Source organism: Mycolicibacterium nivoides, assembly GCF_003855255.1.
In the GTDB taxonomy this organism is placed as follows: Bacteria; Actinomycetota; Actinomycetes; order Mycobacteriales; family Mycobacteriaceae; genus Mycobacterium; species Mycobacterium nivoides.
The window spans coordinates 5,338,287-5,363,926 of the sequence record NZ_CP034072.1 but is presented as its reverse complement, the minus strand read 5'-3'; the positions used below and the strand labels follow the sequence as shown (position 1 = coordinate 5,363,926).

The following is a 25,640-nucleotide window of genomic DNA, read 5'->3' as shown; positions in this document are numbered from 1 at the left end:
CGCGTGCCCGCATATTGAGACGAAAGTGAAGTAGTGAGCAATCAAATTGAACGAGTAGGTGTGATCGGCGCCGGCCAGATGGGTGGCGGGATCGCCGAGGTGTCCGCGCGCGCGGGCGTGGACGTGCTGGTGTTCGACACCGCCGACGCCTTCGTGACCGCCGGACGCAACCGGATCACCAAGTCCCTCGAGCGCGGAGTCAGTGCGGGCAAGATCACCGAGGGGGAGAAGGACGCCGCGCTGGGCAAGCTGAAGTTCACCACCACACTCGCCGATCTGGCTGATCGGCAGCTGGTCATCGAGGCCGTGATCGAGGACGAGGCCGTCAAGACCAAGATCTTCGCCGACCTGGATCGCATCGTCACCGACCCGGACGCCGTGCTGGCGTCGAACACGTCCAGCATCCCGATCATGAAACTCGCAGCAGCTACCCAGAATCCTGCCAGGGTTCTCGGTCTGCACTTCTTCAACCCGGTTCCGGTGTTGCCGCTGGTCGAATTGATCAGCGCCCTGACCACCGACGAGGCCGCCGCTGCGCGCGTCGAGGAATTCGCCAGCACGGTTCTCGGAAAACAGGTTGTCCGTTGTGCTGACCGGTCCGGTTTCGTGGTCAACGCGTTGCTGGTTCCATACCTCTTGGCGGCGGTCCGAATGGTCGAGGGTGGCTTTGCCACAATTGACGATGTCGACAAGGCTGTGGTGGCCGGACTGTCCCACCCCATGGGACCGCTGCGGCTGTCCGATCTGGTCGGTTTGGACACCCTAAAGCTCATCGCTGACAAGATGTTTGACGAGTTCAAAGAGCCTTTGTACGCCGCGCCGCCGCTTCTGCTGCGCATGGTGGAGGCGGGACAACTGGGCAAGAAATCGGGCCAGGGCTTCTACAAGTACTGAATCGACCCGCGCTGGCACTATGGCCGAGGCTTAGCTAGTCTACCCACAGTAGGGCCTGCCGGCTCGCTCTATAGAGTCTGCATGTAGAAACACGCGTCGGCCCCCAACCGTCGGTCGTCAGCAGCAGAAAACGCAAAGAGGTAATTTTTCGCATGTCTAACGTCGAGTCCGATCTTGCTCCGTACTACGAGGAGTCGCAGTCGATCTACGACATCTCGAACGAGTTCTATGCACTCTTCCTCGGGCCGACCATGGGTTACACCTGCGGTTACTACGAGCGCGAGGACATGAACCTCGAGGAGTCGCAGAACGCCAAGTTCGACCTCGCGCTGGGCAAGCTCGACCTCAAGCCGGGTATGACGCTGCTCGACATCGGCTGCGGCTGGGGCGGCTGCCTGGAGCGCGCGTTGATCAACCACGACGTCAACGTCATCGGTATCACGCTGAGCAAGGAGCAGTCGGAATACGCCCGCAAGCGGCTGGCCAAGATCGACACCAACCGCAACATCGAGATCCGGCTGCAGGGCTGGGAGGAGTTCAACGAGCCCGTCGACCGCATCGTCTCGATCGGCGCGTTCGAAGCCTTCAAGCAGGAGCGCTACCCGATCTTCTTCGAGCGCGCCTACAGCATCTTGCCGGACAACGGCGGCCGGATGCTGCTGCACACGATCCTGGCGCACACCCAGCAGTTCTTCCGTGAGAACAACATCAAGCTGACGATCAGCGACCTGAAGTTCATGAAGTTCATCGGTGAGGAGATCTTCCCCGGTGGGCAGCTGCCTGCGGTCGAGGACATCGAGAAGCTGGCCGACGGCTCGGGCTTCAAGCTGGAGCGCATCCACCTGCTGCGTCCGCACTACGCGCGCACGCTGGACATGTGGGCGGCCAACCTGGAGGCGGCCAAGGACGAGGCCATCGCCCTGCAGGGCCAGGAAGTGTACGACCGGTTCATGAAGTACCTGACCGGTTGCGCCGACTTCTTCCGTCGTGGCATCACCAACATCGGCCAGTTCACGCTGGTCAAGTAGTTTCGCTTCTCCTCTCACGCCGAAACTACGGTTTTTGATGGATTTCGCTTGGAATCTGTCACAACCCGTAGTTTCGGCGTGAGTGCTTTAAGGCGTTGTGCACCCGAGCGACGATCTCAGGCTGCCGGCACCGCAGTTGACGGGCACTGACCCGCACTATCGTCCAGCCGCGGGATGCCAGGAATTCCAGCCGGACGATGTCGTTCTCATGGTCCTCCGGGCTACTCCAGTGCTGGTCTCCGTCGTACTCGACGCCGACCATCCAATCGGGCCAACCCATGTCGATCCGCCGTCGTACCCGGCCCCACTCGTCGGCAACCGGAATCTGCGTGGCAGGGCGGGGCAGTCCACCCCTGATGAGCACCAGGCGAAGCCGCGTCTCCTGCGGGGATTCGGCTCCCGCGTCGGCGAGGTCGAGTGCCTTGCGCAGTCGCCGGATACCGCGGGCGCCGGGATAGCGCTCCGCGATATCCACGACCCGGTCGACGCCGACGTGTGTGACGTTCAGCAGGGCATCGATGCGGATGATCGCCGTGTCGAGCGGCTGGCGTCGGCCGATGTCGTAGCAGGTGCGGGCGACGCTGGTGCAGGTCGTCTCGCCGACGAGTTGAAGCTCGTCGTCGGCGATGACGCCGGTGTGGATCAGGATCCCGGGCGGCGAGGGCTGGCGGGTGCGGGCCAATTCGGCCGGCGAGTCGTCGGGGAGCCATTTGCTACCCAGCACTGCCGCGGCGGAATACCCGGCAAGCGTGGCGTTGCGGCCCGACCACAGCCACGCGGCCATCGCCCGGTCATGTGCGGTCAGCAGCAAACCTGTTGGCGCATAGACATTCTGGTGCACCATGACATATTTGGACCGCAATGTCTGGCGGGTAGCGGACCCCGCCGCCATCGCCTCGCTGCCCACGATGATCTGCCCCACGGATATTCGACGTGGGGTGCGCGCAGCTGGTTCCCGCGCCCGCCGAGACTACGGGTTATGACGGAATCGCGGCGAAATCCGTCACAAACCGTAGTGTCGGCGCAATACGGGGAGGACTCAGGCGTCAGCCAGCCGCTTCTTCTCCGCCTCGACGTCGAAGTCCGGCGGCGGCCACGACATGTTGAGGCCCTTGAGCGCCTCGATGAGCAACTCGGTGATGGCCAGGCGGCTGTACCACTTCCTGTCGCACGGCACGATGTGCCACGGCGCGTAATCGGTCGACGTCTTCTCCAGCATGGCCTGGTAGGCCTCCTGGTACTTGGGCCACAGCAGCCGCTCGTCGATGTCGGCCGGGTTGTACTTCCAGTACTTGTCGGGCCGCTCCAGCCGTTCGGACAGGCGCGCCTTCTGCTCGGCCAGTGAGACGAACATGGCGACCTTCACGAGCGTGGTGCCGGCATCGACCAATTCGCGTTCGAACGCGTTGATCTCGTCGTAGCGCGCGCCCCAGACGTCCGGCGGCACCAGGTTGTGCACGCGGACGATGAGAACGTCCTCGTAGTGCGAGCGGTCGAACACCCCGATGTGTCCGGCCGGCGGGAGCGCGTTGCGAATCCGCCACAGGTAGTGGTGGGCTCGCTCCTCCTCGGTCGGCTTGCCGAAGCTGGTGTACCGGATTCCCTGTGGGTTTGCCGCTCCCACAACATGTTTGACGATTCCACCCTTGCCGGCGGTGTCCATGCCCTGCAGGATCAGCAGCACCGAGCGGTTGTCGTCGCCACTCTTGCTGCGGGCGTAGAGCATTTCCTGCAGCGAAGCGAGCCGCAGATTCCGTTCGGTCTGCAGGGTGGGCGCATCGCTCTTGTTCCCGCGGAATCCCGGCGTGCTGTTGGTGTCGATTCGCGCGACCTCGTCGCCCGGGCGGAAAGCCAGCTGGTCATGTGGTTCGTGGGTCCACAGGGCAGGCAGATCTCTGTCGCTCACCCGCTCAGTCAAGCAGTTGTGGCGGCAAAACCGGCGACGGGTGCGGCAGTGAGTTGAACTTTTCCAGTGAGCCGCCCACTTCGACGATGCCGCAGAGCGCGTTCCAGGACAGCATGGTCAGGTAGTCGATCAGTTCGTCGGCGGTCATCCGCGGATTCGACATCCAGGAGTGGGTGGCCAACTGGACGCCGCCGACGGTGTGAAACGCCCACGCTTCCGCGCCCCGGGTGTCCATGCCGACCTGGGCCATCCGGCGGCGCAGCATGACGGCCAGCATGCGGGCGATGATCTGCTCGGAATCGGCGACGGCTTTGCTCTTGCTCGCCGAGTTGTTCGCCATCACGAACGGATAGATCTCCGGTTCAGCCGCAACCGTTTCCACGTACACCTTGATGATCTCGCGGGTGAGGGCGAAACCGTCGAGGTTGGAGGACAGCGCCGCAGCCATATTGGGGATCAGGGTGGTCTGGGCGAACCGCATCATCACTGCGGTGGTGAGGTCGTTCTTGTCGACGAAGTAGCGGTACAGCACAGTCTTGGACACACCGATCTCAGCGGCGATCTCATCCATGCTGACGTTGCTGCCCTGGCGTCGGATCGCTTCGAGGGTGCCGTCGACCAACTCATTGCGCCGCTCCACCTTGTGCTGGTGCCAGCGCCGCTTGCGTCCATCGGTCTTCACCGTCACCGGCGGAGTCTGCTGTGCCACAGTCGCAGTAGTCCCATTCCCTAGTTCCACTTGATACTACGGCGAATCTGCGGATACCGGTCCGTGGGTCAGACCGTCAGTCGCGGCGATAGCGCAAGATGGAAAGGTGGCACATCGAACCGACGCCGGAGCCCGCACGCTTGTGGGCCCGCGGCCAAGTTTTGCCGAGACACTGGCCGGTGCGGACAGCGCTGCCGACGCCGAGCGCCTGCGGGGTTTGCGGAGGATGAAGCTGGTTGCGCTGGGCTTCCTGGTCGGCGCCACGGTGATCTTCCTGTTGTGCACCTGGGCGCAATCGCGGGGCGCCGCCGGTTGGGTGGGTTACGTGCGGGCTGCCGCCGAGGCCGGCATGGTCGGCGCGCTTGCCGACTGGTTCGCGGTGACCGCCCTGTTCAAGCACCCGCTCGGGGTGCCCATCCCGCACACCGCGATCATCAAACGCAAGAAGGACCAGCTGGGCGAGGGTCTCGGCACGTTCGTCCGGGAGAACTTCATGTCTCCCGAGGTGATCGCGAACAAGCTGCACGATGCCCAGGTGGCGGGCCGGTTCGGTAAGTGGCTGTCCGACCGTTCGCATGCCGAGCGGGTGGCCGCCGAGGCGTCGACCGTGCTGCGCGTCGGCGTGGAGATGCTGCGCGACGAGGACGTCCAGCACGTGCTGGACCGGATGATCGTCAAGCGCATCGCCGAACCGAAGTGGGGCCCGCCGATCGGCCGGGTGTTGTCGACGCTGCTGCAGGAGGGCCGTCAGGAAGCGCTGATCCAGCTGCTGTGCGACCGCGCGTTCCAATGGTCGCTGAACTCCGGCGAGGTCATCGAGCGCGTCATCGAGCGCGATTCGCCGACCTGGTCGCCGCGCTGGGTGGACCACCTGGTGGGGGACCGGATCCACCGCGAGTTGATGGACTTCACCGACAAGGTGCGCCGCAACCCCGACCACGAGCTGCGGCGTTCGGCCACGAGGTTCCTGTTCGAGTTCGCCGACGACCTGCAGCACGACGAGGCGACGATTCAGCGAGCGGAGAACGTCAAGGAGCAGCTCATGGGCCGCGACGAGGTGGCCCGGGCGGCCGAGACCGCGTGGGCGGCGGCCAAGCGGATCATCCTTGAGTCGGTGGACGACCCGTCCTCGGCGCTGCGGACCCGGATCGCCGACTCGGTGATGCGCATCGGTGAGTCGTTGCGTGACGACTCCGAGCTACGCGACAAGGTCGACAGTTGGATCATTCGGGGGGCAAAACACCTGGTCGCCGAGTATGGGACCGAGATCACAGCAATCATCACCGAGACCATCGAACGCTGGGATGCGGACGAGGCGAGCCGTCGGATCGAGCTCCATGTGGGCCGTGACCTGCAGTTCATCCGGATCAACGGCACGGTGGTGGGCTCGCTGGCCGGTCTGATCATCTATTCGATAGCCCAACTACTCTTCTGACCTGCGCTAACTAGTGCTTGCAAAAGTTAGCACCCCGTCGTAGCGTGAATTTCGTCGTTAACGGATACACGGCCTACGAGGGGGAATGACATGGCGCAAGACGAAAATCTCGCGGCTGTCGTCTCCAACGCTGCGCAGGACATCGGAAGTTTCATCCGGGCCCAGCGTGAGGCGGCGCAGGTATCGGTACGGCAGTTGGCCGAGAAGGCCGGCGTCAGCAATCCCTATCTGAGCCAGATCGAACGGGGATTGCGGAAACCCTCCGCCGACGTGCTCAACCAGATCGCGAAGGCGCTGCGGGTGTCTGCGGAAGTCCTCTATGTGCGCGCCGGGATCTTGGAGCCCAGCGAGCCCAGCGAGGTCCGCGACGCCATCGTCAACGACGTGGGGATCACCGAGCGGCAGAAGCAGGTGCTGCTCGATATCTACACATCGTTCCGGCAGCAGAACGAAGCCGAAGCAGGTGAGGAGCCGACCACTGACTGACTCCTCACCAGCTACCCGATAACCATTCGCACGAAAAGCCCATCCTGAGAAAGGAATTCGCATGACCGAGAAGACTCAGCCCACCATCGAAGACCTCAAGGCCCCGCTGCTTGCCGCCGTCGGTGCCGCTGACCTGGCCCTGGCCACGGTCAACGAGATCGTCGCCAGCCTGCGCGAGCGTGCCGAGGGTGCGCGTACCGACGCCGAGGCTCGTGTCGAGGAAGGCCGCGCCCGCCTGACCAAGCTGCAGGAAGACCTGCCGGCCCAGTTCGACGAGCTGCGCGACAAGCTCTCCTCTGACGAGCTGCGCAAGGCCGCCGAGGGCTACGCCGATCAGGCCACCGCCACCTACAACAAGCTCGTCGAGCGCGGCGAGGCGGCGCTGGAGCGCCTGCGCAACCAGCCGGCCATCGAGGAAGCCGCCAGCCGGGTCGAGGGCTACACCGACCAGGTCACCGAGCTGACCCAGGATGCGCTGGGCACCGTGGCCTCGCAGACCCGCGCGGTCGGCGAGCGCGCCGCCAAGCTGGTCGGCGTGGAACTGCCGAAGAAGGTCGAGAAGGCCACCGAGACCGCCGCCGCGAAGGCTGCTGCCCCGGCCAAGAAGGCCGCTCCGGCTGCCAAGAAGGCCGCCCCGGCCGCTCCGGCCAAGAAGGCCGCTCCGGCTGCCAAGAAGACCACGGCCGCCCCGGCCAAGAAGGTCACCCAGAAGTAGTACCGGTGTCGACCGTGATGTCTACGGGGACCTGAGCCCTGTCGGTCGACGTCAGTGATGACGCCCGCATAGGCTGGTGAGGTGCAACTTGCCAACCTTGCGGGCGTCATTGTCTTTGTACTGGTCGTCGTCGTCTTCTGCGTGGGCGTCTATGCGTTCGTGCACGCCGCCGTGCAGCGCCCGGATGCCTATACGGCGACGGGCAAGCTCACGAAGCCGGTATGGCTGGCGATCCTCGGGGTGAGCCTGCTGCTGGCCCTGCTGCTGCGCGATGCTTTCGGCGCCGCCATCTGTGCCTGCGCCGCCGGGATCTACCTCGTCGACGTGCGGCCAAAACTGCTGGACATCCAGGGAAAGTCACGCTGACCCGATGCGCTCACCACTGGCCGCGCTCGGCGCGGCGGGTATCGCGCTGGGCGCGGTACTTATCTGGGCCCCCACCGCGGCCGCCGATCCCGGCTCTGGCGACCACGTGTACGTCGACCACGTCCAATGGGCCAAATGGGGCGACCTGTCGAGCCTGCGCGTGTATCCCACCGATGCCGCCCGCGCATTGACCCACCAGCCCGGCAGCGCAGCCCAGGCCGATCAGGCGTGGGCTGAGGTGCTGAGCCAGTCCCCGGACGCCGACCTGCCCGGGATGCATGAGCAGTTCCTGTGCCACTGGACGTTCGCCGAACTCGCCGAGCCCGGCAAGACCAGCTGGAACCTGGAGCCGTGGCGACCCGAGGTCGCCCCCGAGGTGATGCTGGCCAGCGGATGCAATCCCGGCGGCAGCGAGGAACCGTTCTGATGGGCGGCTACACGCGCGCCCAGGTGGCGGCGCTGGTCGACCACACCCTGCTCAAACCCGAGGCCACCGTGGCCGACGTCGAGAAACTGGTGGCCGAGGCCGCCGACCTCGGCGTTTTCTCGGTATGCGTGTCGCCGTCGCTGGTGGCCACCGCGGCCGCGGCGGCGCCGCCCCAACTGGCGGTGGCGGCGGTGTCCGGCTTCCCGTCGGGCAAGCACCTGGCCGAGATCAAGGCCCGGGAATCGCAATTGGCCGTGGCGGCAGGTGCCGGCGAGATCGACATGGTGATCGACGTCGGAACCGCGCTGACCAAGGATCTGGGCGCGACCGCGGCCGAGATCGCCGCGGTGCGGGCCGCCGTACCCAGTGCCACGCTCAAGGTGATCGTCGAGTCCGCGGCGCTGCTGGAATTCGCAGGCGAGGAGTTGTTGCAGGACGTCTGCCGGGTGGCCGTCAGCGCCGGGGCCGACTTCGTCAAGACCTCCACCGGCTTCCATCCCAGCGGCGGTGCCTCCATCCGGGCCGTCGAACTGATGGCCCGCGCGGTGGGAGACGGCGTGGGGGTCAAGGCCAGCGGCGGCATCCTGACCGCCGAGGCGGCCGTGGCGATGCTCGACGCCGGGGCCACCCGGCTCGGCCTGTCGGGCACCCGTGCGGTGCTCGACGGCCTCACCGGTTAGGCCGGCGCGGAAAACCTAGAGCTTGAAGCAGGGGTCCTCTTCGGCCCTCGGCATCGACGCGTTCGTGGTGGAGAACTTCGCCTCCACCCCTTTGTCGGTGACCTGCACGCTGTCCGCGTGGATCCCCATCGGGTAGTTCTCGGTGAGCTGGGCGGTGAACTTGTCCAGGATCGGCTGCAGGGTCTCCCGCGGCCAGGACAGGCCGATCGCGCTCAGGTCGACGATCTGCATCGAGATGCCCTTGTTGACCACCGTGGGCTTGGCGGTGATGGTGCCGAGCAGGCCCTTGAGTTCGATGGTCCCGTTGGACGGGTTGGTCTTCACGTCCGAGATGGCCGAGCCAATGAACGGCAGCTGCACCAGGTCGGCCACGGTCTGACGGATGCCGTCGGTGCTCCAGGAGATGTCGGCGACCAGCGAGCCCACGGTGCCGCTGGCGTCAGCGGTCTCCTGGATCCGCACATCCCTGATGTCCAGCTTCACCTTCATGCCCTTGGCATCGCGGATCTGGTTGCCGGCGGTCTCGATGTTGATGTTGGTGTAGTGCCCGGTCACGTGCTGCAGCAGGAACGGCGGCAGCGGATCGAACGAGGCCTTCGCCCCGTCCTGCACGGTGCATTCCACGATCGAGGCGACGATCTTGTCGGCACGGCTGCGGGCGTACAACTCGCCGCCCAGCACCCCGGCGGCGATCAGGGCGACCACGATCACGAAGACCAGCACCACCGAGAGCGGATCCGAGAACAGCTTCTTGACCTTCGCCAGTGCCGAGGAGTCCTGCGGCTGGGGAGCGGCGGGTGTCTGTCCGTCGACCTGACCCGGCTGATCCGCCGGCGGTTGCGGAGGCAGCGCCTGGGTAGGCGCCGGCGGGGACTGGTCGGTTGGGCGAGCCCAGGGATCGGTCACCCCAGCGATTGTGCCTTACCGAACTGAGCGAACTGTGAGCGGTTCTGCAGCACCGCGATGGTGTCCCGGACCTGGTTGGCGGCATCGAGGTCGGCGTCGAAGACCAGCAACTGAGGGTCGGCGCCGGCCGCGGCGAGAACTTCGCCGGTGGGGGAGGCCACCAGGCTGCCGCCGACACCCGTCGGCCCGACCTTGGCGATCTCGTCGCCCGGGTAGGCCTGGTCCACCGCGGCGATGAAACCGGTCGTGTCCAGCGCTCGGGCCCGGGCCAGCAGGGTCCACTGCTCCAGCTTGCCGGGCCCCGATCCCCACGAGGCATGCACGGTGATCAGCTGGGCGCCGCGACGGGCCAACTCCACGTAGAGCTCCGGGAACCGGACGTCGTAACAGGTGGTCAGGCCGACGGTGATCCCGTCGACGGTGATCGTCACGGGATCGAAACCCGGTGCGACAGTTCGCGATTCGGTGAAACCGAAGGCGTCGTAGAGGTGGATCTTGTGGTAGTGCGCGTCGACGCCGGGGCCCGTCGCGATCAGGGTGTTGGTGACCCGCCCGTCGTCGCTGGGGACGAACATTCCGGCCACCACGACCACCCCGGCGCGTGCCGCGATCTCGCGCACCCCCGTCGCCCACGGCCCGTCCAGGCCCTCGGCGACCGGGGCCAGCGGCACGCCGAACCGGCACATCGTGGCCTCGGGGAACAACACCAACCGGGCGCCGTCATCGGCGGCGCGCCGGGTGAACTCGTCGACCAGCTTCAGATTCGACGAGGTGTCGGCGCCGGCGGCGATCTGCGCCAGGGCAATTCGCATGTGCTTCAGCTTAGTGGCGCGATGGTCGTCCACGGGACGGTGAGCACACCGTCCCGCATCCGCCGGCGCGGCGCCGCGACCGGGTAACCCTCCGCGCGCAGCAGCTCCACCATGGCCCGCCAGCGCACCCGTGGCCCGAACACGCCGTGCCCGGCCGCGCTGGCCCAGGCCCGGTCGGCAGCGCCGAGCAACGCATGGATCGGCTGGCCTTCGATGTTGTGGTGGATCAGCACCTTCGGCAGCCGTTCGGCCAGATCCGAGGGACGCTCGATGCTGAACGGGTCACAGGCCAGCGTCAGGCTCACCGGCCCGCCCTCGTCCAGCAGCACCCAGCAGCATCTGCGGCCCAGCTCGTCGCAGGTTCCGTCGATGATCAGCCCACCGGGCGCAAGCCGGCGCGACATGGTGGCCCAGGCCTCCGGCACCGCCTCGACCGGGTACTGACGCAACACGTTGAACGCCCGCACCAGCACCGGGCGCAGGCCGGCCAACTCGAACCCGCCGAGCGCGAACTGCACATCGGTGGCGCCGGCCACCGCACGCGCTGTGGTCACCCGTTCGGGATGGATCTCCAGACCGACGACACGGACGTCGGTGCGCACGGCCCGCAGCCTCGAGGCCAGTTCCAGGGTGGTGACCGGCAGCGCACCGTACCCGAGGTCGACCACCAGCGGATCGGCGGCGGCCCGCAAGGCGGTGCGCACCCGCGGCGAGTGCACCAGCCAGCGGTCGCTGCGGCGCAGCCGGTTGTAGCCGGTGGTGCCTCTGGTGACGGCCCCGACGGGTCTAGACGTGTTCGGAGATCCAGTCAGCGGTGAACGCCCCCTCGATGGTGAACACGTCTTTGACGGACTGCAGGACCATGTCTTCGAGCTTGCCGCCGAGCAGGGGCATCGACACCTTGCACCTGCTGTCGACGTGCAGCCGGCTGCCGGTCGCGGCCTTGGCCAGCACGTAGCTGCCGTCGAGCCGGCCCGGGGCGTGTGAAACCGACGCTGAGTAGTGCCCGTTCACGCCGCTCTGGTCGAACGGGCCGAAAAAATGCCTGCGGGTGATGGCCAGGTCGAGCGGGATCACCGGCCGCAGGATCGCGGGCAGCTCCGCGCGTGGCAGCACCTGCCGGAACTCGATCTCGATCCCGCGCTCGCCGGAGCTGAATTCCGTGATGTCGGACTTGCCCGGCGTCAGCTCGTCGTACCGGTCCATCAGGGCCTGCCAGTACTCGCCGCTCGCGTACGCGGCGTAGACCGTTTCGGCGGGTGCGTCGAACGCCATCGTGGACTGCTGGCTCCGGCTCATGGCTAACGACGGTACCGCCGGGCTCAGCCGCGGTCGGCGATCCACACCGAGGTGAAGCGCTGCTCGGCTTTCAACAGGTCGGTCAGCTGCGAGCCGATGAAACTCTCGATCTTGCCGCCGACCAGCGGCACCCTCACCTCGACCGAGATGTGCACCGACAAGCGGGATCCGCCGGCTGTCGCGGTGAGTGTCGCGGTTCCGGACAGGGACACCGGCGCTCCGGCGATCGAGCCCTGGACCGTGCCATGGGACGAGCCGTCCCGGATCGGCTGCCAGTGCTCCTCGCGTCGGATCCTCAGATCGCCGCGGTGAAACTGCGACACCAGTCCGGGCAACCGGTCCGCGCGCAGGATCTGCGTGGTGATCGCCTCGATACCGCCGTCGCCGGTCACGGTCAAGGCGTCCAGCGTGGTTTCGTCGGCCCCCGAATCGGCGAGCCGGGCCAGCCAATACCGTTCGTCGGCGAATGCCCGGTGGACCTGTTCGACGCTGGCTTCGTAGTCGGTGGCCATGTCGAATGATCGCGGCATAGCTGGTCAGGCTACCGTTACGGCCCGTGGTCAGTTCGTATGTTGCCGGTGTCGCGGTCGCGGAGGCGGTCGCGCTGGCCCCGCTGACGACGCTGCGGGTCGGACCCGTGGCGCACCGGGTGCTGACCTGCACCAGCACCGATCAGCTCATCGATGTGCTGCGGGCGGTGAGCGACCCGATCCTGGTGCTGGCCGGCGGATCGAACGTGGTGCTGGCCGACGACCTGGCCGACACGATGCCCGACCTCACCGTGGTGCGCGTGGCCAACACCGCCATCATGGTCGAGGGCAACCTGCTGCGCGCCGAGGCCGGCGCCGTGTTCGACGACGTCGTGGTCGCCTCACTGCAGCACGGCCTGGGCGGGCTCGAATGCCTGTCCGGCATACCGGGGTCGGCCGGGGCCACCCCGGTGCAGAACGTGGGCGCCTACGGGGCGGAGGTTGCCGACACCATCAGCCGGGTGCGACTCCTAGACCGGCGTACGGGCGAAGACCGTTGGGCCGCACCGGAAGAACTCAAGTTCGGGTACCGCACCAGCAGCCTCAAACACTCCGATGCCGTCATCGTGCTCGAGGTGGAGTTCGCGCTCGACGAGGCGGGCAGAAGCGCACCGCTGCGCTACCGCGAACTGGCCAACGCGCTGGGCGTCGAGCCGGGGGAGCGCGCCGAACCGATGCGAGTTCGCCAGACCGTGCTGCAGTTGCGTGCGGGCAAAGGCATGGTGCTCGACGAACACGACCACGACACGTGGAGTGTCGGGTCGTTCTTCACCAACCCGGTGGTGTCACAGGCCGAGTTCGAGCGGGTGCAGGCCATCTTCCGGGCCGACGCCGGGTCGGCGGAGGCCGGACGGGTGCCGCACTACCCCGCACCTGACGGGGTCAAGCTGGCCGCAGGCTGGCTCGTCGAGCACGCCGGCTTCGGGAAGGGTTACCCCGGTGACGGGGCCCCCGCGCGGCTTTCCACCAAACATGCGCTGGCTTTGACCAATCGTGGCGAGGCGAACACTTCCGATGTGATTGCCCTGGCCAGAGCGGTTCAGGCGGGTGTTCGGGACCGCTTCGGGATCACTCTGCAGCCCGAGCCGATTCTGTTTGGGTGCGAACTATCAGTACCCTAGATCCACGTGAGCCCTGCCGGTGATATAGAGGCCGATGCGCCGTTGTTCAATCGGCGGCGTGCCCTGACGGTGTTGACCGTCGGAGTGGGAGCCGGGTTGCTGGCCGCGTGCTCGGGAGAATCTCCCATCTCCTCGCCTCAGGCCGAGGAGCCGGCGGCGCCGACGGTGACCTACGAGCCTGCCGCTGATTCCGAGGATGTGCTGCCGACCGCGCCCGTCGGCGTAAAGGTCGAGAACGGCACGTTCCAGCGCGTGAGCCTGACCAATGCCAACGGCAAAGTGGTCGCCGGCAAATTCAACAGTGACCGCACGGCGTTCACTGTCACCGAACCCCTCGGCTACGAATCCGCCTACACGTGGGCCGGCTCCGTGGTGGGCAAGGACGGCAAGGCCGCACCCGTGCAGGGCAAGTTCACCACCGTCGCCCCGCAGAAACAGGTCAACGGTCAGTTCCAGCTCGCCGACGGCCAGGTCGTCGGCGTGGCTGCGCCGATCATCCTGCAGTTCGACGCCGCGATCGACGACAAGTACCGCGGGGCCATCGAAAAGGCCCTCCAGGTCACCACCACGCCCGCTGTCGAGGGCAGCTGGGCCTGGCTGCCCGACGAAGCCGGGGGCTCACGTGTGCACTGGCGGACCCGGGAGTACTACCCGGCCGGCACGAAGGTCAGTGTCAAGGCACCGCTGTACGGGGTCAGCTTCGGCGACGGCGCCTACGGTGCGGCCGACTCCACGCTCGACTTCGAGATCGGGCGGCGCCAGGTGGTCAAGGCCGAGGCGTCCAGCCACCGCATCCAGGTGCTCGACGGCTCCGGCGCGGTGATCATGGACTTCCCGTGCAGCTACGGCGAAGGCGACCTGGACCGCAACGTCACGCGTAGCGGCGTCCATGTGGTCACCGAGAAGTACGAGGACTTCTGGATGACCAACCCGGCTGCCGGGTACTCCAACGTGCACGAACGCTTCGCGGTGCGGATCTCCAACAACGGCGAGTTCATCCACTGCAACCCCAACAGCATCGGTTCGCAGGGCAACACCAACGTCACCAACGGCTGCATCAACCTGAACCTGGAGAACTCGCAGCAGTACTTCAACAGCGCGATGTACGGCGACCCTGTCGAGGTGACCGGCACCCGCATCGACCTGTCCTACGCCGACGGCGACCTCTGGGACTGGGCGGTGGACTGGAGCGAGTGGAAGTCCATGTCGGCGCTGTCCACGGAGGATTCGCCGGCGAACCTGCCTGCCAGTGCTCCGGCGACGCCCACGGACGCGCCCACGCTGTCCGGCACGCCGACGACCACCACGCCCCCCAAGCCCACACCCGGGGGCTAGGACCCTGCGCTGAGAGCAACGCAATGGTCGTCTGCTGTATGGCCGAACGACCACTGCGTTGATCGGGTGGCTATTTCCGGTTGAACCGACCGTGCGGCGCCTGGTCGCGCGGCCGGATCACAATCTGGTCGAGGTTCACGTGTGAGGGCCGCGACGCGACGAACCCGATCACCTCGGCGACATCTTCGGCGACCAGCGGGGTGATGCCCCGGTACACGTTGTCGGCGCGCTCCTGATCGCCGTCGAAGCGCACCAGCGAGAAATCGGTCTCCACCGCGCCCGGCGCAATCTCGCTGAGCCGCACCGGTTTTCCGAGCAGCTCACCGCGCAGTGTGCGGTGCAGCGCACCCTGGGCGTGCTTGGCCGCGGTGTATCCCGAGCCGCCGTCGTATGTCTCGAACGCCGCGATCGAGGTGACCGTGACGATCAGGCCGTCGCCGGAGGCGATGAGCTTGGGTAGCAGCGCCCGGGAGACCCGGAGGGTGCCCAGCACGTTGGTTTCCCACATCCACCGCCAATGGTCCAGGTCAGCGTCCAGAACGGGCTCCAGCCCCCGGGCCCCGCCGGCGTTGTTCACCAGCACGTCCACCCGGTCCAACTGGGCCGCCATGGCGTCGACCGCGGCCTGGTCAGTGACGTCCGCCACAATCGCGGTGCCGCCGATCTGCTCGGCCAGCGCCTCGATCCGGTCTTTCCGGCGGGCCGCACAGATGACGTGAAAGCCCTGGGCGGCAAGGGATTTGGCGGTCGCGGCACCGATCCCGGCGCTGGCGCCGGTAACCACTGCCACCCTTTTTTCTGACTGTGATGTCGTCACCTGACCAACATTAGATGGCGTGCTAAGTTCTTCGTGTGTCCGGAAAGCTCCAGTCCCGCTTCGTGCGGCGTGCGTGTTGTTGTTGCGCACCCCGCCGCGCCTGACTGAACCCGGACACCGTTTTCCCGTCCTGCTGAGTCGCCAGGTGTGGTCTCCCCCCACCAGCCGACAACCAGTAAGGACAATTCACGTGACCACAGCCATCGCCGCCCCCCTTCGGAAGCGCACCAGTACCGCCTCCGTCTCGTCCTCCGCGTCGGGCAACCCCGCGCGGCCTGCCCGGTCGCTGGCCGCCGCCTCGCGCTATCCGCAGTCGCGGCTCCTGCACATCGTCGCCCCGTCGCTGAAGGTGCCCGACGCCGCCTCGGCCTCGGTGTTCAGCGCGGTCCGCACCCGCGGCCCCATCGCCCGGGACGCCATCGCCCAGCTCACCCAGCTGAGCATCGCGACCGTCAACCGCCAGGTCACCGCACTGCTCGAAGCCGGAATCCTGCGTGAGCGTGCCGATCTCGCGGTTTCGGGAGCCATCGGTCGGCCCCGTGTTCCCGTCGAGGTCAACCACGAGCCCTACCTCACGCTCGGCATCCACATCGGTGCGCGTACCACCAGCATCGTGGCCACCGACCTGTTCGGCCGCACCCTGGACGTGGTCGAGACTCCGACCCCGTCGGGATCGCAGTCCGCGGCGCTGGCCACGTTGGCCTCCAGCGCCCGCCGTTACTTGAGCCGCTGGCACCGCCGCCGCCCGCTGTGGGTCGGTGTCGCCGCCGGTGGCGTCGTCGACAGTGCCACCGGATATCTCGATCACCCCCGGCTCGGTTGGGCCGATGCTCCGGTGGGCCCGGTGCTCGCCGAAGCCCTGGCGTTGCCGGTTTCGGTGGCCTCGCACGTGGACGCGATGGCCGGTGCCGAGCTGCTGCTGGGTGGACGGCGTTCGTCGCCCGAAACCGTCGGTTCCCCGGCCCGGACCAGCCTCTACGTGTACGCCCGCGAGACCGTCGGCTACGCGTTGTCCATCGACGGTCGCGTGCACTCACCGGCCAGTGGGCCCGGCACCATCGCGGGCCTGCCTGCGCAGTCCGAATTGCTGGGCGGCTCAGGACAATTGGAGTCCACCGTGAGTGACGAAGCGGTGCTCAACGCGGCGCGCAAGCTGCGGATCGTCCCGGCCGAAGGCCCGTCCTCGACCTTGTCGGCGGTGCTGCGCGCGGCCCGGCAGGGCAACGAGAAGGCGGTCGAGCTGCTGGCCGACCGGGCCCGGGTGCTCGGCGAGGCCGTCGCGCTCCTGCGCGATCTGCTCAACCCCGACGATCTGGTGCTCGGCGGCCAGGCCTTCACCGAATACCCCGAGGGCATGTCCGTCGTCGAGGACGCCGTCGCGCGGCGTTCGGTGCTGGGGCCCCGCGATATCCGGCTGACGGCGTTCGGAAACCGGGTGCAGGAGGCCAGTGCGGGCATCGTTTCGCTGGGCGGTCTGTACGCCGATCCGATCGGTGCCATGCGGCGCGCTCAAACCCGCCGATCCGCCGCGGTGTAGACATGTCTGTGTGCGTCTAGCCTCGGACCTCGAGATTCCCCGCCGCGTTGCGGTGTTATCCGTACATACTTCGCCGCTGGCGCAGCCGGGCACCGGTGACGCCGGCGGGATGAATGTCTACGTGCTGCAGACGGCGTTGCAGCTGGCCCGTCGCGGTGTCGAGGTGGAGGTTTTCACCAGGGCGACCTCGTCGTCGGACGCCCCTGTGGTGCCGGTGGCGCCGGGCGTGCTGGTGCGCAACGTGGTGGCCGGCCCGTTCGAGGGCCTGGACAAATACGACCTGCCCACCCAGTTGTGTGCGTTCACCGCGGGGGTGTTGCGCGCCGAGGCGACCCACGAGCCCGGCTATTACGACGTCGTTCACTCGCACTACTGGCTGTCGGGCCAGGTCGGCTGGCTGGCCCGGGACCGCTGGGCGGTGCCGCTGGTGCACACCGCGCACACCCTGGCCGCGGTGAAGAACGCCGCGCTGGCCGCCGGTGATTCACCCGAGCCGCCGTTGCGCGCGGTGGGGGAGCAGCAGGTGGTCGACGAGGCCGACCGTCTCATCGTCAACACCGAACATGAAGCACAGCAACTGGTTTCACTGCATCATGCCGATCCGGAGCGGATCGATGTGGTGCATCCGGGGGTCGACCTGGATGCCTTCACGCCGGGGGATCGCGACGCCGCCCGGGCGATCCTGGGGATCGCGCCCGACGAGCAGGTGGTCGCGTTCGTGGGCCGGATCCAGCCGCTCAAGGCGCCTGACGTGCTGTTGCGCGCCGCCGCGAAACTGCCCGGGGTGCGGGTGCTGGTCGCCGGCGGACCCTCCGGCAGCGGCCTGGCCGAGCCCGACACCCTGATTCGGCTGGCCGACGAGCTGGGTATCACCGACCGCGTGACGTTCCTGCCCCCGCAGTCCCGTGAAGAGCTGGTCAACGTGTACCGCGCCGCCGATCTGGTCGCCGTGCCCAGTTACTCCGAATCCTTCGGCCTGGTCGCCATCGAGGCCCAGGCCTGCGGTACCCCGGTGGTGGCAGCCGCGGTCGGCGGTCTGCCGGTCGCGGTGGCCGACGGTGTCAGCGGAGCGCTCGTCGAAGGCCACGACGTCGACGACTGGGCCGCCGCGATCGACAGCGTGCTGCAGCGCGATCCGGGTCCGCTGAGCGTGGCCGCCACGGCCCACGCCGCGCAGTTCTCCTGGGGGCACACCGTCGATGCCCTGCTGAGCAGCTACGCCCATGCGATGAGCGACTACCGATCCCGGCACCGCAGGGCCGGCCGCCGTTCCGGGCGGCGGTTCGCGCTGCGTCGGGGGGTGCGGGCGTAACCATGGGCACCAGCGTCGAACAGATCATCACCGCCACCCTCGACGAGCACGAGCTGGTCTACCACCGGCACGAGGGCGCGCACGGCGGCCTGCCCGGCATCGTCGTCGAGCTGCCCGGGGAACGGAAGCTCAAGACCAACACCATCCTGAGTATCGGCGAGCACTCGGTACGGGTCGAGGCGTTCGTGTGCCGCAAGCCCGACGAGAACTTCGAAGGCGTCTACCGGTTCCTGCTCAAGCGCAACCGCAGGCTCTACGGGGTCGCCTACACCCTCGACAACGTCGGCGACATCTATCTCGTCGGCCGGATGGCCCTGCACTCGGTCACCGCCGAGGAGATCGACCGCGTGCTCGGCCAGGTGCTCGAAGCCGTCGACTCCGACTTCAACACCTTGCTGGAGCTGGGGTTCCGCTCATCGATCCAGAAGGAATGGGAGTGGCGGGTTTCGCGCGGTGAGTCGCTGAAGAACCTCGAAGCGTTTGAGCACCTCATCGACGACTGAGCGCTCGTGAGAAGATCGTTGTTCCCGCACGCGAGGAGGACAAACTACCGATGCCGACGCTGATCCTGCTCCGCCACGGTGAGAGCGACTGGAACCAGAAGAACCTGTTCACCGGATGGGTCGACGTCGACCTCACCGAGAAGGGCCGCACCGAGGCGGTCCGCGGTGGCAAGCTGCTCGTCGAGGAGGGCGTGCTGCCCGACGTGGTCTACACGTCGCTGCTGCGCCGCGCGATCACCACCGCGAACCTCGCCCTGGACGCCGCCGACCGGCACTGGATCCCCGTACACCGCGACTGGCGGCTCAACGAGCGTCACTACGGCGCCCTGCAGGGCCTGGACAAGGCCGCCACCAAGGAGAAGTACGGCGAAGAGCAGTTCATGGCGTGGCGGCGCAGCTACGACACCCCGCCGCCGCCGATCGAGAAGGGCAGCGAGTTCAGCCAGGACGCCGACCCGCGCTACGCGGACATCGGTGGCGGCCCGCTGACCGAATGCCTCAAGGACGTGGTGACGCGGTTCGTGCCGTACTACGAGGACACGATCGTGCCCGACCTGTTGGCCGGCAAGACCGTGCTGATCGCCGCCCACGGAAATTCGCTGCGTGCGCTGGTCAAATACCTCGACGGAATGTCCGACGAGGACGTCGTCGGCCTGAACATCCCGACCGGCATCCCGCTGCGCTACGAGCTCGACGACAACCTCAAGCCGCTGGTCGCCGGCGGTGAGTACCTGGACCCCGAGGCCGCCGCTGCCGGGGCCGCCGCGGTCGCCGCGCAGGGCGCCAAGAAATAGTTCGCTGGACACTCGGGCCTGCGGGCAAACAGCAGGTTACCGGGGGTTAACGACAGCCGAACTCCTGTGTTTGTCGGTGTGACTTGTCCCGTTTTGGCCGCACGCTGCTGGGATGACGTTCACCGGATGCGTACGATTTTCGCGTGAGCTTGGTGTCGGCGTTACTGCTGACGACGGTCGTGTCGTTGCTCGCGCTGATCGTCGGTGCGGGTGTGGCGTCGGTAGTCGCACCCCGCATCGTGGCCAACCGGCGGCGTCGCGAGGCCGATCAGGCTGGCCTGACGGTGTCGCAGATGCTGCAGCACATCGTGTCCGCATCACCCAACGGCATCGTCGTCGTCGACACCTTCAACGACGTGGTCTACGCCAACGACCGGGCCTCCGAACTCGGCGTGGTGCGCGACCGGCTCCTCGACGACCGAGCCTGGCGGGCAGCTGAGCAGGTGTTCGCCACCGGCCAGGCCATCGATGTCGACCTGTCGCCGCGCAAGCTTCCACACCCCGGACGGTCGGGTATCTCGGTGCGCGGCTGGGTGCGGCTGCTGTCCGCCGAAGACCGCCGTTTCGCCGTCGTCTACGCCGACGACCAGTCCGAGCACGCCAGGATGGAAGCGACCCGGCGTGATTTCGTCGCCAATGTCAGCCATGAGCTCAAGACCCCGGTCGGCGCCATGCGGGTGCTGGCCGAAGCGCTGCAGGCCTCTGCCGACGATCCGGACATGGTGCGCCGCTTCTCGGACAAGATGGTGGCCGAATCGCTACGCCTGGCCGACATGGTCGGCGAGCTGATCGAGCTGTCCCGGCTGCAGGGCGCCGAGCGGCTGCCCGACCTGGGCGCCGTCGACGTCGACACCGTGGTGTCCGAAGCGCTGTCGCGGCACAAGGTGGCCGCCGACAAGGCCGACATCGCGATCACCACCGACGCGCCGACCGGGTACCGGGTGCTGGGGGACCAGACCCTGCTCGTGACGGCCATCGCCAATCTGGTGTCCAATGCAATTGCCTACTCGCCCAACGGATCCGGCATCTCCATCAGCCGGCGCCGGCGGGGCGGCAGTGTCGAGATCGCGGTCACCGACCGCGGTATCGGAATCGCCAAGGCCGATCAGGAACGGGTCTTCGAGCGGTTCTTCCGGGTCGACAAGGCCCGTTCCCGAGCCACCGGGGGCACCGGACTGGGCCTGGCGATCGTCAAACATGTGGCCGCCAACCACAACGGAACCATCCGGCTGTGGAGTCAGCCGGGCACCGGGTCGACATTCACGTTGTCGATCCCGGCCTATCCCGAAACCGATGAGTCGACAGGTGACTCAGACGACCGAGAGGATTAGCGAGACCGATGACCAGCGTGTTGATCGTTGAGGACGAGGAGTCGCTGGCCGATCCCCTGGCATTCCTGCTCCGCAAGGAAGGCTTCGAGGCCACCGTGGTGGCCGATGGTCCCTCCGCACTGGCCGAGTTCGAGCGCTCCGGCGCCGATATCGTCCTGCTGGACCTGATGCTGCCGGGGATGAGCGGTACCGATGTCTGTAAGCAACTGCGTGCCCGCTCCAGCGTGCCGGTGATCATGGTCACCGCACGCGACAGCGAGATCGACAAGGTCGTCGGCCTCGAGTTGGGCGCCGATGACTATGTCACCAAGCCGTATTCGGCCCGCGAGCTGATCGCGCGGATCCGGGCCGTGCTGCGCCGCGGCGCGGACACCGACGACGGTGCGATCGGCGACGGCGTGCTCGAGGCCGGCCCGGTGCGGATGGACGTCGAACGGCACGTCGTGAGCGTCAACGGGGAGCAGATCACGTTGCCGCTCAAGGAGTTCGACCTCCTGGAGTACCTGATGCGCAACAGCGGCCGGGTGCTGACCCGGGGCCAGCTCATCGACCGGGTGTGGGGCGCCGACTATGTGGGTGACACCAAAACCCTTGACGTGCATGTCAAGCGGCTGCGCTCCAAGATCGAGGCGGATCCGGCCAACCCGGTGCACCTGGTCACCGTGCGCGGCCTCGGTTACAAGCTGGAGGGCTGAACCCCGTTGGAGGCCGGGGTCGCTCGATTCTCGGCGACGCGGGTCGCCGGATGCACGGCGACCAGCCCGAGGGCGCTGCGCCGCCGGCACATCGCGGCCAGCTCGGCGTAGGCCTTCTCGCCGAGCACCTCGGTGAGTTCGGGGGCGTAGGACTCGAACACCGGGCGGGCGCCGACATGGGCGTTGGGATCACCGGTGCAGTACCAGTGCAGGTCCGCACCGCCCTCGCCCCAGCCGCGCCGGTCGTATTCGGTGATGACGGTCCGCAGGACCTGGGTGTCGTCGGGCCGGGTGATCCATTCCTGGCTCCGCCGGATCGGCAGCTGCCAGCACACGTCGGGCTTCATCGTGAGCGGCTCGACACCGAGTTTCAGGGCCTTGCTGTGCAGTGCGCACCCGATTCCGCCGGGGAAGTCCGGCCGGTTCAGAAAGATGCACGCCCCCTTGTACTTCCGGGTGCGGAGGTTGGGCTTGCCGTCGTACTCGTCGTCTTCCAGGTAGCCCTTGCGGCCGAGGCCCTTCTCCCGGAACTGCCAGTCCTCGTCGGTCAGCTGTTTGACCGCGTCGTCGAGCCGGGCCCGGTCGTCGTCATCAGAAAGGAACGCGCCATGCGAGCAGCAGCCGTCGTCCGGGCGGCCCTCGACGGTGCCCTTGCAGGCCGGTGTGCCGAACACACACGTCCAACGGGACAACAACCACGTCATATCGGCCGCGATCAGATGCGTCGCGTCCTCCGGGTCATAGAACTCCACCCATTCGCGGGCAAAGTCCAGTTCGACTTCGCCGGGATGCACCTCTGTCACGGCGCAAACGGTACTCCCATATGCCTGAACGCATTTCCCAACCGGGCTGTGAGGCGTGGTGGGATGCGGCACAACCCGGGCGTGCGCGTCCCGCGGGTTCCGGGAGGTCCGGCCACGAAGCGCCTCTCGACTGCGGTTAGGTTGGTGCAGTGCGGTTAGGCGTGCTCGATGTCGGTAGTAACACGGTTCATCTCCTCGTGGTGGATGCGCGCCGTGGCGGACACCCGACCCCGATGAGCTCCACCAAGGCGGCCCTGCGGCTCGCCGAGGCCATCGACAACTCGGGCAAGCTGACCCGAAAGGGCGCCGACAGCCTGGTGGCCACCGTCGACGAGTTCGCCAAGATCGCCACCAGCTCGGGATGCGCCGAATTGATGGCGTTTGCCACCTCGGCGGTGCGCGATGCCACCAACTCCGAGGAAGTGCTGGCCAGGGTGCGGGCCGAGACCGGGGTGTCCCTCGGTGTGCTCAGCGGCGTCGACGAATCCCGGCTGACCTTCCTGGCGGTGCGCCGCTGGTACGGCTGGAGTGCGGGCCGCATCATCAACATCGACATCGGCGGCGGCTCGCTGGAACTGTCCAGCGGGGTCGACGAGGAGCCCGAGGTGGCGCTCTCGCTGCCACTGGGTGCCGGCCGGCTGACCAGGGAATGGCTGGCCGAAGACCCACCTGGGCGGCGCCGGGTCGCCATGCTGCGGGACTGGCTGGCCACCGAACTCGCCGACGCCGGTGCCACCATGCGCCGATCGGGGAACCCGGACCTGGCGGTGGCGACGTCGAAGACCTTCCGGTCGCTGGCCCGACTCACCGGTGCGGCGCCCTCGGGCGCAGGCCCACGGGTCAAGCGGACCCTCACCGCTGCTGGATTAAGACAGCTCATAGCTTTCATCTCTAGGATGACAGCGGCTGACCGTGCCGAACTGGAAGGGGTGAGTGCCGAGCGGGCACCACAGATCGTGGCCGGTGCTTTGGTAGCTGAAGCTAGTATGCGAGCACTGGAGATCGATTCCGTCGACATTTGCCCCTGGGCGTTGCGGGAGGGGTTGATTCTGCGGAAACTCGACAGCGAGGCCGACGGCACAGCCTTGGTAGAGACGTCGGCGCGGGATGCCGGACGTTAAGGAAAAGCTAGCCCCAAAGGCAACATAGGTATGACAGGACCAGAGAACACCCCACCCGGCACCCGACCGATCTCGGTAGCGGAGCTGCTGGCGAAGAACGGGACCATCGGGGCACCCCCGGTCGGCGGTCGCCGTCGGCGCCGTCGCGGTAACAGTGACGCGGTGACCGTCGCCGAACTCACCGGCGAGATCCCGATCATCACCGACGACATCGAGCTCGAACCGCTCGATGAACCGGTTCCCGCCCCAGACCCGCTGGTCGACACCGCCGTCGTGGCCCCCATCGTGGACGAGCCGCGCGAACCCCGTGAGTCGCGAGAGCAACCGCAACCGCGCGACGAGTCGCGGGTCCGCAACGGGGGACGCAACGGCGGCCCGCGGCCCCAACGGGTCAAGCCGGCCCCCCGGCCGGCCGAACCCGAGGACGTGCGCACCGACGCCGAGGACGACTACGACGCGCACCTGGCTGCGCGCGATGCCGATCCGGAACCGGTCGAATTCCGGCCGCGCCCGCGTCGCGCGCCGTACAAGCGCCCGGCGCGCGATTACCAGCCTTCGGGCACCGGCGCCGAGCGGATGAGCCCTGATCCCCTCTACGACCTCGACGAGGGCGCCGCGGAGGAGCCCGCCGACGCGCTGGTCGAAGCCGACGTCCACGAGGTCCAGGACATCCACGGCGCGGACACCGACGACACCGCGTACGACGACTACGACGACGAGTACGGGGAAGGTTCCTACTCCTCGCTCGGCCCGCTGTTCGGCGGCGAGTCCGTCGCCGACGACATGGCCCGTCGCCCCCGTGGCCGCGGCGGTGTCGACGACCTCGACGAGCTCGACGAAGACCTGTCCGAGGACACCCGCGAGGCCGACGCCTTCGACGAGCACGACGAATTCGACGAGGAACAGCAGCCCAGCTCCCCGCTGGTCCGCGCGTTGTGGATCGTCGGCCAGTGCGTGATCGCGGTGGCCTTCGGTGCGGGTCTGTTCATCGCCTTCGACCAGCTGTGGAAGTGGAACACCATCGTCGCGCTGGTGCTCGGCGTACTGGTGATCCTCGGCCTGGCCGGTGGCGTGCGCGTGGTTCGCAAGACCGAGGACATCGGCAGCACACTGACCGCGGTGGCGGTCGGCGCGCTGGTCACCTTCGGACCGTTGGCTCTGCTGCAGGCCAGTTAGGCCGCCACGCACGCGAGGAGCGAAACAGCCTCAGTACACAATTGGGTCGTGCGCCCAGCCATCAAGATCGGCCTGTCCACCGCTTCGGTCTACCCGCTGAGGACAGAGGCCGCGTTCGAGTACGCCGCCCGCCTCGGCTACGACGGCGTCGAGCTGATGGTGTGGGCGGAGTCGGTCAGCCAGTCCGTGGAAGCCGTAGCCGCGTTGTCCTCTCGCTACGGCGTGCCGGTGTTGTCGGTGCACGCACCCTGTCTGCTGATCTCGCAGCGAGTGTGGGGCGCCAACCCGATCCCGAAGTTGGAGCGCAGCGTGCGCGCCGCCGAACAGCTGGGCGCGCAGACCGTCGTCGTGCATCCGCCGTTCCGCTGGCAGCGCCGCTACGCCGAGGGATTCAGCGACCAGGTCGCCCGGCTGGAGGCCGACAGCGAGGTCCTGGTGGCGGTGGAGAACATGTTCCCGTTCCGGGCCGACCGGTTCTTCGGGGCGAGCGGCACGTCCATCGAGCGGATGCGCAAACGCGGCGGCGGGCCCGGCCCCGGCATCTCGGCGTTCGCACCGTCCTACGACCCGCTGGACGGCAACCACGCGCACTACACGCTCGATCTGAGCCATACCGCGACGGCGGGCACCGACGCCTTGGACATGGCCCGGCGGATGGGCGAGGGCCTCGTCCACCTCCACCTGTGCGACGGTAACGGGGCCTCCACCGACGAACACCTGGTTCCCGGCCGCGGCAGCCAGCCCACCGCCGAGGTGTGCCAGATGCTCGCGGCGAGCGACTTCTCCGGTCACGTCGTCCTGGAGGTCACCACCTCGGCGGCCAAGACGGCCGCCGAGCGCGAGGAACTGCTGACCGAGTCGTTGCAGTTCGCCCGCACGCACCTGTTGCGCTGAACCGATCC

29 protein-coding genes are annotated in these 25,640 nt (G+C 67.5%); 19 read left to right on the top strand and 10 right to left on the bottom strand.

Annotated features, from left to right (window positions below; translation table 11 throughout):
* Positions 1–33 precede the first annotated feature (33 nt).
* Both EH231_RS26295 and EH231_RS26290 read left to right on the top strand, forming a co-directional pair.
* Positions 34–894, top strand: a complete 861-nt coding sequence (locus tag EH231_RS26295; protein ID WP_084621827.1) for a 3-hydroxybutyryl-CoA dehydrogenase — start codon at positions 34–36, stop codon at positions 892–894.
* A 152-nt stretch (positions 895–1,046) separates the two neighbouring features.
* Complete coding sequence (locus EH231_RS26290) at positions 1,047–1,922, top strand: cyclopropane mycolic acid synthase family methyltransferase (RefSeq protein ID WP_090424318.1); 876 nt, start codon at positions 1,047–1,049, stop codon at positions 1,920–1,922.
* 58 nt (positions 1,923–1,980) lie between these two features.
* On the opposite strand, the gene EH231_RS26285 is transcribed toward EH231_RS26290, so the two are convergent.
* The 3 genes from EH231_RS26285 to EH231_RS26275 form a co-directional block, all read right to left on the bottom strand.
* Positions 1,981–2,844, bottom strand: a complete 864-nt coding sequence (locus EH231_RS26285) for an endonuclease domain-containing protein (RefSeq protein WP_124713612.1) — start codon at positions 2,842–2,844, stop codon at positions 1,981–1,983.
* Positions 2,845–2,961: 117 nt separating this feature from the next.
* The gene (locus EH231_RS26280; protein WP_164481025.1) at positions 2,962–3,828 is read right to left on the bottom strand and encodes a polyphosphate kinase 2 family protein; all 867 of its coding nucleotides are present in this window, start codon (positions 3,826–3,828) and stop codon (positions 2,962–2,964) included.
* 4 nt (positions 3,829–3,832) lie between these two features.
* Entirely contained in the window at positions 3,833–4,537 is a 705-nt protein-coding gene (locus tag EH231_RS26275) for a TetR/AcrR family transcriptional regulator (RefSeq protein ID WP_044515633.1), read from the bottom strand.
* Between the two features lie 106 nt (positions 4,538–4,643).
* Here EH231_RS26275 and EH231_RS26270 point away from each other — a divergent pair, with 106 nt between their 5' ends.
* From EH231_RS26270 to deoC, 6 genes are all read left to right on the top strand, one after another.
* Entirely contained in the window at positions 4,644–5,972 is a 1,329-nt protein-coding gene (locus EH231_RS26270) for a DUF445 domain-containing protein (RefSeq protein ID WP_164481024.1), read from the top strand.
* Positions 5,973–6,062: 90 nt separating this feature from the next.
* Complete coding sequence (locus tag EH231_RS26265) at positions 6,063–6,458, top strand: helix-turn-helix domain-containing protein (protein ID WP_044515636.1); 396 nt, start codon at positions 6,063–6,065, stop codon at positions 6,456–6,458.
* Positions 6,459–6,519: 61 nt separating this feature from the next.
* Positions 6,520–7,173, top strand: a complete 654-nt coding sequence (locus EH231_RS26260) for a heparin-binding hemagglutinin (RefSeq protein WP_090424322.1) — start codon at positions 6,520–6,522, stop codon at positions 7,171–7,173.
* A gap of 81 nt (positions 7,174–7,254) precedes the next feature.
* Entirely contained in the window at positions 7,255–7,539 is a 285-nt protein-coding gene (locus EH231_RS26255; protein WP_090424323.1) for a DUF2516 family protein, read from the top strand.
* A 4-nt stretch (positions 7,540–7,543) separates the two neighbouring features.
* Positions 7,544–7,966 carry a DUF2599 domain-containing protein gene (locus EH231_RS26250; protein ID WP_090424324.1) on the top strand — a complete coding sequence of 141 codons (423 nt, stop codon included), beginning with the start codon at positions 7,544–7,546 and terminating at the stop codon, positions 7,964–7,966.
* On the top strand, positions 7,966–8,646 hold the full coding sequence (deoC, locus tag EH231_RS26245) for a deoxyribose-phosphate aldolase (protein WP_124713611.1): 681 nt from the start codon (positions 7,966–7,968) through the stop codon (positions 8,644–8,646). The genes EH231_RS26250 and deoC overlap by 1 nt, the downstream gene beginning before the upstream one ends.
* 15 nt (positions 8,647–8,661) lie before the next feature.
* On the opposite strand, the gene EH231_RS26240 is transcribed toward deoC, so the two are convergent.
* The 5 genes from EH231_RS26240 to EH231_RS26220 are packed head-to-tail and all read right to left on the bottom strand — an operon-like array spanning position 8,662 to position 12,193.
* The gene (locus tag EH231_RS26240; RefSeq protein ID WP_090424326.1) at positions 8,662–9,552 is read right to left on the bottom strand and encodes an LmeA family phospholipid-binding protein; all 891 of its coding nucleotides are present in this window, start codon (positions 9,550–9,552) and stop codon (positions 8,662–8,664) included.
* Positions 9,549–10,364, bottom strand: coding sequence for a carbon-nitrogen hydrolase family protein (locus tag EH231_RS26235; protein WP_090424327.1), 816 nt, complete (start codon positions 10,362–10,364; stop codon positions 9,549–9,551). The genes EH231_RS26240 and EH231_RS26235 overlap by 4 nt, the downstream gene beginning before the upstream one ends.
* A 5-nt stretch (positions 10,365–10,369) precedes the next feature.
* Positions 10,370–11,176 carry a class I SAM-dependent methyltransferase gene (locus EH231_RS26230; protein WP_124713610.1) on the bottom strand — a complete coding sequence of 269 codons (807 nt, stop codon included), beginning with the start codon at positions 11,174–11,176 and terminating at the stop codon, positions 10,370–10,372.
* Positions 11,151–11,663 (bottom strand): DUF2505 domain-containing protein, encoded by a 513-nt coding sequence (locus EH231_RS26225; protein WP_090424329.1) that lies wholly within the window; start codon positions 11,661–11,663, stop codon positions 11,151–11,153. The genes EH231_RS26230 and EH231_RS26225 overlap by 26 nt, the downstream gene beginning before the upstream one ends.
* A 23-nt stretch (positions 11,664–11,686) precedes the next feature.
* Positions 11,687–12,193 carry a DUF2505 domain-containing protein gene (locus tag EH231_RS26220; RefSeq protein ID WP_124713609.1) on the bottom strand — a complete coding sequence of 169 codons (507 nt, stop codon included), beginning with the start codon at positions 12,191–12,193 and terminating at the stop codon, positions 11,687–11,689.
* Between the two features lie 26 nt (positions 12,194–12,219).
* On the opposite strand from EH231_RS26220, the gene EH231_RS26215 reads away from it, so the two are divergent.
* Both EH231_RS26215 and EH231_RS26210 read left to right on the top strand, forming a co-directional pair.
* Complete coding sequence (locus EH231_RS26215; protein ID WP_124713608.1) at positions 12,220–13,314, top strand: UDP-N-acetylmuramate dehydrogenase; 1,095 nt, start codon at positions 12,220–12,222, stop codon at positions 13,312–13,314.
* Between the two features lie 6 nt (positions 13,315–13,320).
* Positions 13,321–14,649, top strand: a complete 1,329-nt coding sequence (locus tag EH231_RS26210; RefSeq protein ID WP_090424332.1) for a L,D-transpeptidase — start codon at positions 13,321–13,323, stop codon at positions 14,647–14,649.
* A 70-nt stretch (positions 14,650–14,719) separates the two neighbouring features.
* Here the strand turns inward: EH231_RS26210 and EH231_RS26205 are convergent, their stop codons facing one another.
* Entirely contained in the window at positions 14,720–15,466 is a 747-nt protein-coding gene (locus tag EH231_RS26205; RefSeq protein ID WP_090424333.1) for an SDR family oxidoreductase, read from the bottom strand.
* A 190-nt stretch (positions 15,467–15,656) separates the two neighbouring features.
* On the opposite strand from EH231_RS26205, the gene EH231_RS26195 reads away from it, so the two are divergent.
* The 6 genes from EH231_RS26195 (at position 15,657) to regX (ending at position 21,638) form a co-directional block, all read left to right on the top strand.
* Entirely contained in the window at positions 15,657–17,003 is a 1,347-nt protein-coding gene (locus EH231_RS26195; protein WP_164481023.1) for an ROK family protein, read from the top strand.
* A 10-nt stretch (positions 17,004–17,013) separates the two neighbouring features.
* Positions 17,014–18,315 (top strand): D-inositol-3-phosphate glycosyltransferase, encoded by a 1,302-nt coding sequence (gene mshA / locus EH231_RS26190; RefSeq protein ID WP_124713607.1) that lies wholly within the window; start codon positions 17,014–17,016, stop codon positions 18,313–18,315.
* Positions 18,316–18,317: 2 nt separating this feature from the next.
* On the top strand, positions 18,318–18,818 hold the full coding sequence (locus EH231_RS26185; RefSeq protein WP_090424335.1) for a type III secretion system chaperone family protein: 501 nt from the start codon (positions 18,318–18,320) through the stop codon (positions 18,816–18,818).
* A 50-nt stretch (positions 18,819–18,868) separates the two neighbouring features.
* Complete coding sequence (locus EH231_RS26180) at positions 18,869–19,612, top strand: phosphoglyceromutase (RefSeq protein WP_124713606.1); 744 nt, start codon at positions 18,869–18,871, stop codon at positions 19,610–19,612.
* A 143-nt stretch (positions 19,613–19,755) separates the two neighbouring features.
* A complete protein-coding gene (locus EH231_RS26175) occupies positions 19,756–20,943 on the top strand; it encodes a sensor histidine kinase (protein ID WP_164481022.1) in 1,188 nt (395 codons plus the stop codon).
* Positions 20,944–20,951: 8 nt separating this feature from the next.
* Positions 20,952–21,638, top strand: a complete 687-nt coding sequence (regX, locus tag EH231_RS26170) for a two-component sensory transduction protein RegX (RefSeq protein ID WP_090424337.1) — start codon at positions 20,952–20,954, stop codon at positions 21,636–21,638.
* On the opposite strand, the gene EH231_RS26165 is transcribed toward regX, so the two are convergent.
* The gene (locus EH231_RS26165) at positions 21,620–22,441 is read right to left on the bottom strand and encodes a DUF3109 family protein (protein WP_090424338.1); all 822 of its coding nucleotides are present in this window, start codon (positions 22,439–22,441) and stop codon (positions 21,620–21,622) included. The two genes, regX and EH231_RS26165, sit on opposite strands and share 19 nt — an antisense overlap.
* 149 nt (positions 22,442–22,590) lie before the next feature.
* Between EH231_RS26165 and EH231_RS26160 the strand changes: the two genes are divergently transcribed.
* From EH231_RS26160 to EH231_RS26150, 3 genes are read left to right on the top strand one after another with little or no spacing between them, the layout of a single operon-like run.
* Entirely contained in the window at positions 22,591–23,562 is a 972-nt protein-coding gene (locus tag EH231_RS26160) for a Ppx/GppA family phosphatase (RefSeq protein ID WP_038565358.1), read from the top strand.
* A 30-nt stretch (positions 23,563–23,592) separates the two neighbouring features.
* Positions 23,593–24,738, top strand: a complete 1,146-nt coding sequence (locus EH231_RS26155) for an Rv0497 family membrane protein (protein ID WP_124713605.1) — start codon at positions 23,593–23,595, stop codon at positions 24,736–24,738.
* A gap of 48 nt (positions 24,739–24,786) precedes the next feature.
* Positions 24,787–25,632 carry a sugar phosphate isomerase/epimerase family protein gene (locus EH231_RS26150; RefSeq protein ID WP_124713604.1) on the top strand — a complete coding sequence of 282 codons (846 nt, stop codon included), beginning with the start codon at positions 24,787–24,789 and terminating at the stop codon, positions 25,630–25,632.
* Positions 25,633–25,640 lie beyond the last annotated feature (8 nt).

Excerpts from the sequence above, each read along its gene's own strand:
- EH231_RS26290 (WP_090424318.1), top strand. The coding sequence starts at position 1,047 with ATGTCTAACGTCGAGTCCGATCTTGCTCCGTACTACGAGGAGTCGCAG.
- EH231_RS26265 (WP_044515636.1), top strand. The coding sequence starts at position 6,063 with ATGGCGCAAGACGAAAATCTCGCGGCTGTCGTCTCCAACGCTGCGCAG.
- EH231_RS26260 (WP_090424322.1), top strand. The coding sequence starts at position 6,520 with ATGACCGAGAAGACTCAGCCCACCATCGAAGACCTCAAGGCCCCGCTG.
- EH231_RS26250 (WP_090424324.1), top strand. The coding sequence starts at position 7,544 with ATGCGCTCACCACTGGCCGCGCTCGGCGCGGCGGGTATCGCGCTGGGC.
- deoC (WP_124713611.1), top strand. The coding sequence starts at position 7,966 with ATGGGCGGCTACACGCGCGCCCAGGTGGCGGCGCTGGTCGACCACACC.
- EH231_RS26235 (WP_090424327.1), bottom strand. The coding sequence starts at position 10,364 with ATGCGAATTGCCCTGGCGCAGATCGCCGCCGGCGCCGACACCTCGTCG.
- EH231_RS26225 (WP_090424329.1), bottom strand. The coding sequence starts at position 11,663 with ATGAGCCGGAGCCAGCAGTCCACGATGGCGTTCGACGCACCCGCCGAA.
- EH231_RS26220 (WP_124713609.1), bottom strand. The coding sequence starts at position 12,193 with ATGCCGCGATCATTCGACATGGCCACCGACTACGAAGCCAGCGTCGAA.
- EH231_RS26185 (WP_090424335.1), top strand. The coding sequence starts at position 18,318 with ATGGGCACCAGCGTCGAACAGATCATCACCGCCACCCTCGACGAGCAC.
- EH231_RS26180 (WP_124713606.1), top strand. The coding sequence starts at position 18,869 with ATGCCGACGCTGATCCTGCTCCGCCACGGTGAGAGCGACTGGAACCAG.
- regX (WP_090424337.1), top strand. The coding sequence starts at position 20,952 with ATGACCAGCGTGTTGATCGTTGAGGACGAGGAGTCGCTGGCCGATCCC.
- EH231_RS26155 (WP_124713605.1), top strand. The coding sequence starts at position 23,593 with ATGACAGGACCAGAGAACACCCCACCCGGCACCCGACCGATCTCGGTA.